Annotated in this window: 6 protein-coding genes; 4 read left to right on the top strand and 2 right to left on the bottom strand. The window is 68.2% G+C overall.

What is annotated here, in order from left to right; genetic code table 11:
* The first annotated feature begins 211 nt into the window (after window positions 1–211).
* From ACFVX4_RS31280 to ACFVX4_RS31265, 4 genes are read left to right on the top strand one after another with little or no spacing between them, the layout of a single operon-like run.
* Window positions 212–1,138, top strand: coding sequence for an ABC transporter permease (locus ACFVX4_RS31280; RefSeq protein ID WP_093550093.1), 927 nt, complete (start codon window positions 212–214; stop codon window positions 1,136–1,138).
* Complete coding sequence (locus tag ACFVX4_RS31275) at window positions 1,131–2,081, top strand: ABC transporter permease (protein ID WP_389983623.1); 951 nt, start codon at window positions 1,131–1,133, stop codon at window positions 2,079–2,081. The genes ACFVX4_RS31280 and ACFVX4_RS31275 overlap by 8 nt, the downstream gene beginning before the upstream one ends.
* A 14-nt stretch (window positions 2,082–2,095) precedes the next feature.
* Window positions 2,096–3,154 carry an ABC transporter ATP-binding protein gene (locus tag ACFVX4_RS31270; RefSeq protein ID WP_389983620.1) on the top strand — a complete coding sequence of 353 codons (1,059 nt, stop codon included), beginning with the start codon at window positions 2,096–2,098 and terminating at the stop codon, window positions 3,152–3,154.
* Window positions 3,147–4,298, top strand: coding sequence for an ABC transporter ATP-binding protein (locus ACFVX4_RS31265; RefSeq protein WP_385335739.1), 1,152 nt, complete (start codon window positions 3,147–3,149; stop codon window positions 4,296–4,298). Before ACFVX4_RS31270 ends, ACFVX4_RS31265 begins: the two co-directional genes overlap by 8 nt.
* A gap of 192 nt (window positions 4,299–4,490) precedes the next feature.
* Here the strand turns inward: ACFVX4_RS31265 and ACFVX4_RS31260 are convergent, their stop codons facing one another.
* Together ACFVX4_RS31260 and ACFVX4_RS31255 are read right to left on the bottom strand one after the other, a co-directional pair.
* Window positions 4,491–5,576 carry an ABC transporter ATP-binding protein gene (locus ACFVX4_RS31260; protein WP_389983617.1) on the bottom strand — a complete coding sequence of 362 codons (1,086 nt, stop codon included), beginning with the start codon at window positions 5,574–5,576 and terminating at the stop codon, window positions 4,491–4,493.
* Between the two features lie 26 nt (window positions 5,577–5,602).
* Entirely contained in the window at window positions 5,603–6,568 is a 966-nt protein-coding gene (locus ACFVX4_RS31255; RefSeq protein WP_389983692.1) for an ABC transporter ATP-binding protein, read from the bottom strand.
* Between the last annotated feature and the right edge of the window lie 54 nt (window positions 6,569–6,622).

Below are 6,622 nucleotides of genomic sequence, written 5' to 3'. Positions count from 1 at the left end.
GGGGGGGGGGGGGGGGGGGGGGGGTGGTGTTAAGGGGTGGGGGGGGGAGGAGAAAGGGGGGAGGGGGGGGGGGGGGGGGTGGTTTTTTCTCTTTTTGGGGGGGGGCGGAGAACCCGGCCCGTAGGCGATGCCCCGGGGCTCTCCCCCCACACCCCGCGGCGGAGACCACTCTGAGAAGGCCATCGCCGACCCCTCACGGCATGGAGGCATGATGGGGCGATACGTCGCAAGGCGACTGCTCCAGATGATCCCGGTATTCATCGGGACCACTCTGATTATTTTCCTCATGGTCCACATCCTTCCCGGTGACCCAATCCGGGCGATGTGGGGAGACAAGGCGGCAGACCCCGCACAGGTCGCGTCGCTCCGCCATGAGTTCGGGCTCGACCAGCCCCTGTGGAAGCAGTACATCGACTACATGGGCAATCTCTTCCAGGGCGACTTCGGCAAGACCTTCGGTGGTCGCGAAGTCATCGACGAGATGTCCGAGTCCTTCCCGGTGACCCTGCGGCTGACCGCCGTCGCCATGATCATCGAGATCATCGTCGGCATCGGGCTCGGCGCCTGGGCGGGCCTCCGGGCCGGCAAGGCCGCCGACACCGGCGTACTGATCTTCACCCTGATCGTCATCTCGATCCCGGTGTTCGTGCTCGGCTTCCTCGCCCGCTTCGTCCTCGCGGACCAGCTCGGCTGGGTGGCCCCGAACGTCCAGGACTCCACGGACTACGCGCAGTTGTTCCTGCCGGGCTTCGTGCTCGCCATGCTCTCCATGGCGTACGTGGCACGGCTGACGCGTACGACCTTCGCGGAGAATCTGCGCGCCGACTACATGCGTACCGCGATGGCCAAGGGCCTGCCGCGGCGCCGCATCATCGGTGTGCACCTGCTGCGCAACTCGCTGATCCCGGTCGTCACCTTCCTCGGTACGGACGTCGGCGGCTTCATCGGCGGCGCGGTCGTGACCGAGGGCATCTTCAATGTCCAGGGTGTCGGAAACCTGCTCTTCAAGGCGCTGCAGCAGCGCGAGGGTTCGACGATCGTCGGCGTCGTCACGGTCTTCGTCCTCGTCATCCTTGTGATCAACCTGCTCGTCGACCTGCTGTACGCGGTCCTGGACCCGAGGATCCGGTATGCCTGACGTGACCCAGACCCAGACCGAAGCGGTGGTGGACGCCACCGCCGTTCCCTCGGCCGCCGACGGCCACAAGGAGCAGGGCAAGCCGCGCAGCCTCTGGGGCGACGCATGGTTCGACCTGCGTCACCGCCCGATGTTCTGGATCTCCTCGATCCTGCTGCTGCTCCTGCTGGTCATAGCTGCCTTCCCGGGGCTGTTCACCGGCGCCGACCCGCGCAACGGCGATCTGACCAACCACTTCCTGACCAAGCCGGAGCTGGGGCACTTCTTCCAGGCCGACTGGTTCGGGTACGACGGCCAGGGCCGCTCGATCTACGCGCGTGTCATCTACGGCACCCGCGCCTCGATCATGGTCGGCGTCGGCGTGACCGCCGCGGTCACCCTGGTCGGCGGGCTGCTGGGCATGCTCGCCGGCTACTTCGGCGGCTGGCTCGACTCCGTCATCTCCCGGATCACGGACATCTTCTTCGGCATCCCCTTCCTGCTCGGTGCGATGGTCGTGCTGAACGCCTTCACCGACCGCAAGGTGTACGTGGTGATCCTGGCCCTGGCCTTCCTGGGCTGGACCTCGATCTGCCGTGTGATGCGGGCCTCCGTGATCACCGCCAAGCAGGCGGACTACGTGACGGCGGCGCGTGCGCTCGGCGCCGGCACCCCGCGGATCCTCTTCCGGCACGTCCTGCCGAACGCGCTCGCCCCGACGATCGTCGTGGCCACCATCGCGCTCGGCGGGTACATCTCGGCCGAGGCGACGCTCTCGTTCCTCGGACTCGGGCTCGCGGACCCGACGATCTCGTGGGGCATCGACATCGCCGAGGGCAGCCAGGCCATCCGGGACAACCCGCATGCGCTGCTGTTCCCGGCAGGAATGCTCAGCCTCACGGTCTTCGCGTTCATCATGCTCGGCGACGCGGTACGCGACGCCCTCGACCCGAAGCTGCGCTGAGGAGGGCGTACGACGTGACCATCAAGGACAAGACAGCAGACATCCCGGTGCCCCGCGCCGGGGGGTCGGACGACGCACCGCTCCTCGAAGTGCGCGACCTGCACGTGGAGTTCCACACACGTGACGGTGTCGCCAAGGCCGTCAACGGTGTGAACTACAGCGTCGACTCGGGCGAGACCCTGGCCGTGCTCGGTGAGTCCGGTTCCGGCAAGTCCGTGACCGCTCAGGCGATCATGGGCATTCTCGACATGCCGCCCGGCAAGATCCCGCAGGGCCAGATCCTGTACCGCGGCCAGGACATGCTCACCATGAGCCACGAGGAGCGACGGAAGATCCGTGGCCAGAAGATCGCGATGATCTTCCAGGACGCGCTCTCCTCGCTCAACCCCGTGCTCTCGGTCGGCTACCAGCTCGGCGAGATGTTCCGTGTCCACCAGGGACTCTCCAAGAAGCAGGCCAAGCTCAAGGCCATCGAGCTGATGGAGCGGGTCAAGATCCCCGCCGCCAAGCAGCGGGTCGGCGACTATCCGCACCAGTTCTCCGGCGGTATGCGCCAGCGCATCATGATCGCCATGGCACTGGCGCTGGAGCCGGACCTGATCATCGCGGACGAGCCGACCACCGCGCTCGACGTGACGGTCCAGGCCCAGGTCATGGACCTGCTCAAGGAGCTCCAGACCGAGTTCAACATGGGTCTGATCCTGATCACCCACGACCTCGGCGTCGTCGCCGACGTCGCGGACAAGATCGCGGTCATGTACGCGGGCCGGATCGTCGAGACGGCGCCGGTGCACGAGCTCTACAAGCGGCCCGCGCACCCGTACACCCGCGGTCTGCTCGACTCGATCCCGCGCCTCGACCAGAAGGGCCAGGAGCTCTACGCGATCAAGGGTCTGCCGCCCAACCTGCTCAAGATTCCCTCTGGCTGCGCCTTCAACCCGAGGTGCCCCAAGGCCGAGGACATCTGCCGCACGGACATTCCGGCTCTGGTCCCGGTGTCCGAGCAGGACGGCAGCGAGCTGCCCGGCCGCGGCAGCGCGTGCCACTTCTGGAAGGAGACGATCCATGGCTGAGCTCGACAAGACGGACGGTTCCATGGACGCCACCCCGAACGTCACCGAGGTCGTGACCGTCGACGCCACGGACGAGTCGTCCGCGGTCGCCGCGATCGAGGCCCCGGTGGAGCGCGGTGAACCGATCCTCCAGGTGCGCAATCTGGTCAAGCACTTCCCGCTGAGCCAGGGCATCCTGTTCAAGCGCCAGGTCGGCGCGGTCAAGGCCGTGGACGGGGTCTCCTTCGACCTCTACCAGGGCGAGACGCTCGGCATCGTCGGCGAGTCCGGCTGCGGCAAGTCCACGGTCGCGCGGCTGCTGATGGCGCTGGAGACGGCCACGTCCGGCGAGGTCTTCTACAAGGGCCAGGACATCACCCGGCTGTCCGGCCGCGCGCTGAAGGCGGTCCGCCGGAACATCCAGATGGTGTTCCAGGACCCCTACACCTCGCTGAACCCGCGCATGACGGTCGGCGACATCATCGGCGAGCCCTTCGACATCCACCCCGAGGTGGCCCCGAAGGGCGACCGGCGGGCCAAGGTCCAGGAGCTGCTGGACGTCGTCGGCCTCAACCCGGAGTACATCAACCGCTATCCGCACCAGTTCTCCGGCGGCCAGCGCCAGCGCATCGGCATCGCCCGCGGCCTCGCGCTCAACCCGGAGATCATCATCTGCGACGAGCCGGTCTCCGCGCTCGACGTGTCGGTGCAGGCGCAGGTCATCAACCTGATGGAGAAGCTCCAGGACGAGTTCAACCTCTCCTACGTCTTCATCGCGCACGACCTGTCGATCGTCCGGCACATCTCCGACCGGGTCGGCGTGATGTACCTCGGCAAGATGGCCGAGATCGGTACGGACACGGAGATCTACGACCACCCGACGCACCCCTACACCCAGGCGCTGCTGTCGGCGGTCCCGGTCCCGGACCCCGAGGCCCGTGAGCGCGGCGAGCGGATCATCCTCACCGGTGACGTCCCGTCGCCGGCGAACCCGCCGTCGGGCTGCCGCTTCCGTACGCGGTGCTGGAAGGCCCAGGACAAGTGCTCCACGGAGCTGCCGCTGCTGGCCGTCCCCGAGCGCTTCAAGGGCTCGGACACTCCCGCGGCACACGAGTCGGCCTGCCACTTCGCCGAGGAGAAGGACATCGTCGGCGCGGCTTCGTAGTACGGCCCGAACGACGCGGAAGCGCCCGGAACCGATCGGTTCCGGGCGCTTCTTCCTTTTCCCGGAACCGGGCTCGCAGGTGGCTCGGGTCAATGGGCTCACGTGCTCGGTTCCTCGGGACCGGGGAGCCCCGCGTCCGGGGACCGATCGGGTCCCTGTCCGCGAGGCGCCCCGGGGGCCGGGGCTGGGGTGTCAGGCCCCGGCCGTGGGGTCTTCGGTGGCCTTGTCGAACTTCGGCCCGGACGGCGCCGTACGGGCCTTCGGGACGGCCGCGACGGACTGCGTGTCCTCGGGGTAGTGGCAGGCCGTCAGATGGCCTTCCCGGCTGCCCTCCACCCGTACCAGCGGCGGGGCCTCGCTCGCGCACTTGTCCGTCGCCTTCCAGCAACGGGTACGGAAGCGGCAGCCCGACGGCGGGTTGACCGGGGAGGGGACGTCGCCGGTGAGGAGGATGCGCTCGCGGGCCGGCGTCTCGTCGGCGGTCGCCTCGGGCACGGCCGAGAGCAGCGCCCGGGTGTACGGGTGACGCGGGTTGCCGTACAGGTCCTCGCGGTCGGCGATCTCCACGATCTTGCCGAGGTACATGACCGCGACGCGCTGCGAGAAGTGGCGCACGATGGCCAGGTCGTGGGCGATGAACAGGAACGCGATGCCGAGTTCCTTCTGCAGCTTCTGCAGCAGGTTCACCACCTGGGCCTGGATCGACACGTCCAGTGCCGAGACCGGCTCGTCGGCCACGATCAGCTTCGGCTCCAGGGCGAGCGCGCGGGCCACCCCGATGCGCTGGCGCTGACCGCCGGAGAACTCGTGCGGGAAGCGGTTGTAGTGCTCCGGGTTGAGCCCGACGGTCTCCAGCAGCTCCCGCACCCGCGCCTCACGGCCGCCGGCGGGGTTGATGTCGTTGATCTCCATCGGCGCGGTGATGATCTTGCCGACGGTCTGCCGCGGGTTCAGCGAGGCGTACGGGTCCTGGAAGATCATCTGGATCTCGGAGCGGACCGGCGCCAGCTGCTTGCGCGAGGCGTGGGTGATGTCCTGCCCGCGGTACGAGATCGTGCCGGCCGTCGGCTCCAGGAGCCGGGTGATCAGCCGGCCCGTGGTCGACTTGCCGCAGCCGGACTCGCCGACCAGGCCCAGGCTCTCGCCCTCGGCGACGCTGAAGTCCAGCCCGTCGACGGCCTGCACCGCGCCGACCGTCCGCCGGATCGGGAAGCCGCCCTTGATCGGGAAGTGCTTGGTGAGTCCGGAGACGTCCAGGAGGGGATCTTTGCTGCTCATGGTGGGGAAGTCCCGTCTCTTGTACGTCAGTTGGGCCGGGTGCCGGCGAAGTCTGCGAAGAACTCGGCGCGCTGCTCCGCGGTGAGGTGGCAGGCGGCGCCGCGACCGGCGGTGAGCTCCAGCGGCGGCTGCTCGCTCGCGCAACGCCCGCCGCCCACCTGCTCGGTGAAGGTGCACCGGGGGTGGAAACGGCAGCCGGTCGGCGGGTTGAGAAGGCTCGGCGGGGAGCCGGGAATCGGCGACAGCGGTACGTCGACCGGCCCTTCGAGGCTCGGCATCGAACCCAGCAGGCCCCAGGTGTACGGGTGCTGGGGCTTCCTCAGCACTTCCTTCTTCGTACCGCGTTCCACACAGCGCCCGCCGTACATCACCAGCACGTCGTCCGCGATGTCGGCGATGACACCGAGGTCGTGGGTGATGAAGATGATCGAGGTGCCGGTCTCCTGCTGGAGCTCCCTGAGCAGGTCCATGATCTGGGCCTGCACGGTGACGTCCAGCGCGGTGGTCGGCTCGTCCGCGATCAGCAGCTCCGGGTCGCAGACCAGTGCCATGGCGATCATCGCGCGCTGGCGCATACCGCCGGAGAACTGGTGCGGATAGTCGTCCACCCGCAGATCGGGCTGCGGGATGCCCACCTTGGTGAGCATCTCGACGGCCCGCGCCCTGGACTCCCGCTTGGAGGCGCCGGTGTGCTTGCGGTACGTCTCGCCGATCTGCTTGCCGATGGTGTGGTACGGCGACAGCGAGGCCAGGGCGTCCTGGAAGATCATCGCCATCTTGTTGCCGCGCAGCCGCTCCAGCTCCCGTTCCGACGCGGCCAGCAGATCCTGCCCGTCGAGGAGGATCTCGCCCTCGATCTCGGTGTGGTCGGGGTGGTGCAGGCCGAGGATGGTCAGGTTGGTGACGGACTTGCCGGAACCGGATTCGCCGACGATGCCGAGCGTCTTGCCCTTCTCGACATCGAAGGACAGCCCGTCGACGGCCTTGACCATGCCGTCTTCGGTGGAGAAGTGCACGCGCAGATCGCGTACGGAGAGGAAGGGGGT

It is taken from the genome of Streptomyces sp. NPDC058240 (assembly GCF_042882135.1).
Taxonomy (GTDB): domain Bacteria; phylum Actinomycetota; class Actinomycetes; order Streptomycetales; family Streptomycetaceae; genus Streptomyces.
The sequence above is the reverse complement of the archived record's forward strand: the minus strand, read 5'-3'. Positions and strand labels throughout refer to the sequence as shown.

Excerpts from the sequence above, each read along its gene's own strand:
- ACFVX4_RS31265 (WP_385335739.1), top strand. The coding sequence starts at position 3,147 with ATGGCTGAGCTCGACAAGACGGACGGTTCCATGGACGCCACCCCGAAC.
- ACFVX4_RS31260 (WP_389983617.1), bottom strand. The coding sequence starts at position 5,576 with ATGAGCAGCAAAGATCCCCTCCTGGACGTCTCCGGACTCACCAAGCAC.
- ACFVX4_RS31255 (WP_389983692.1), bottom strand. The coding sequence starts at position 6,568 with ATGGTCAAGGCCGTCGACGGGCTGTCCTTCGATGTCGAGAAGGGCAAG.
- ACFVX4_RS31280 (WP_093550093.1), top strand. The coding sequence starts at position 212 with ATGGGGCGATACGTCGCAAGGCGACTGCTCCAGATGATCCCGGTATTC.
- ACFVX4_RS31275 (WP_389983623.1), top strand. The coding sequence starts at position 1,131 with ATGCCTGACGTGACCCAGACCCAGACCGAAGCGGTGGTGGACGCCACC.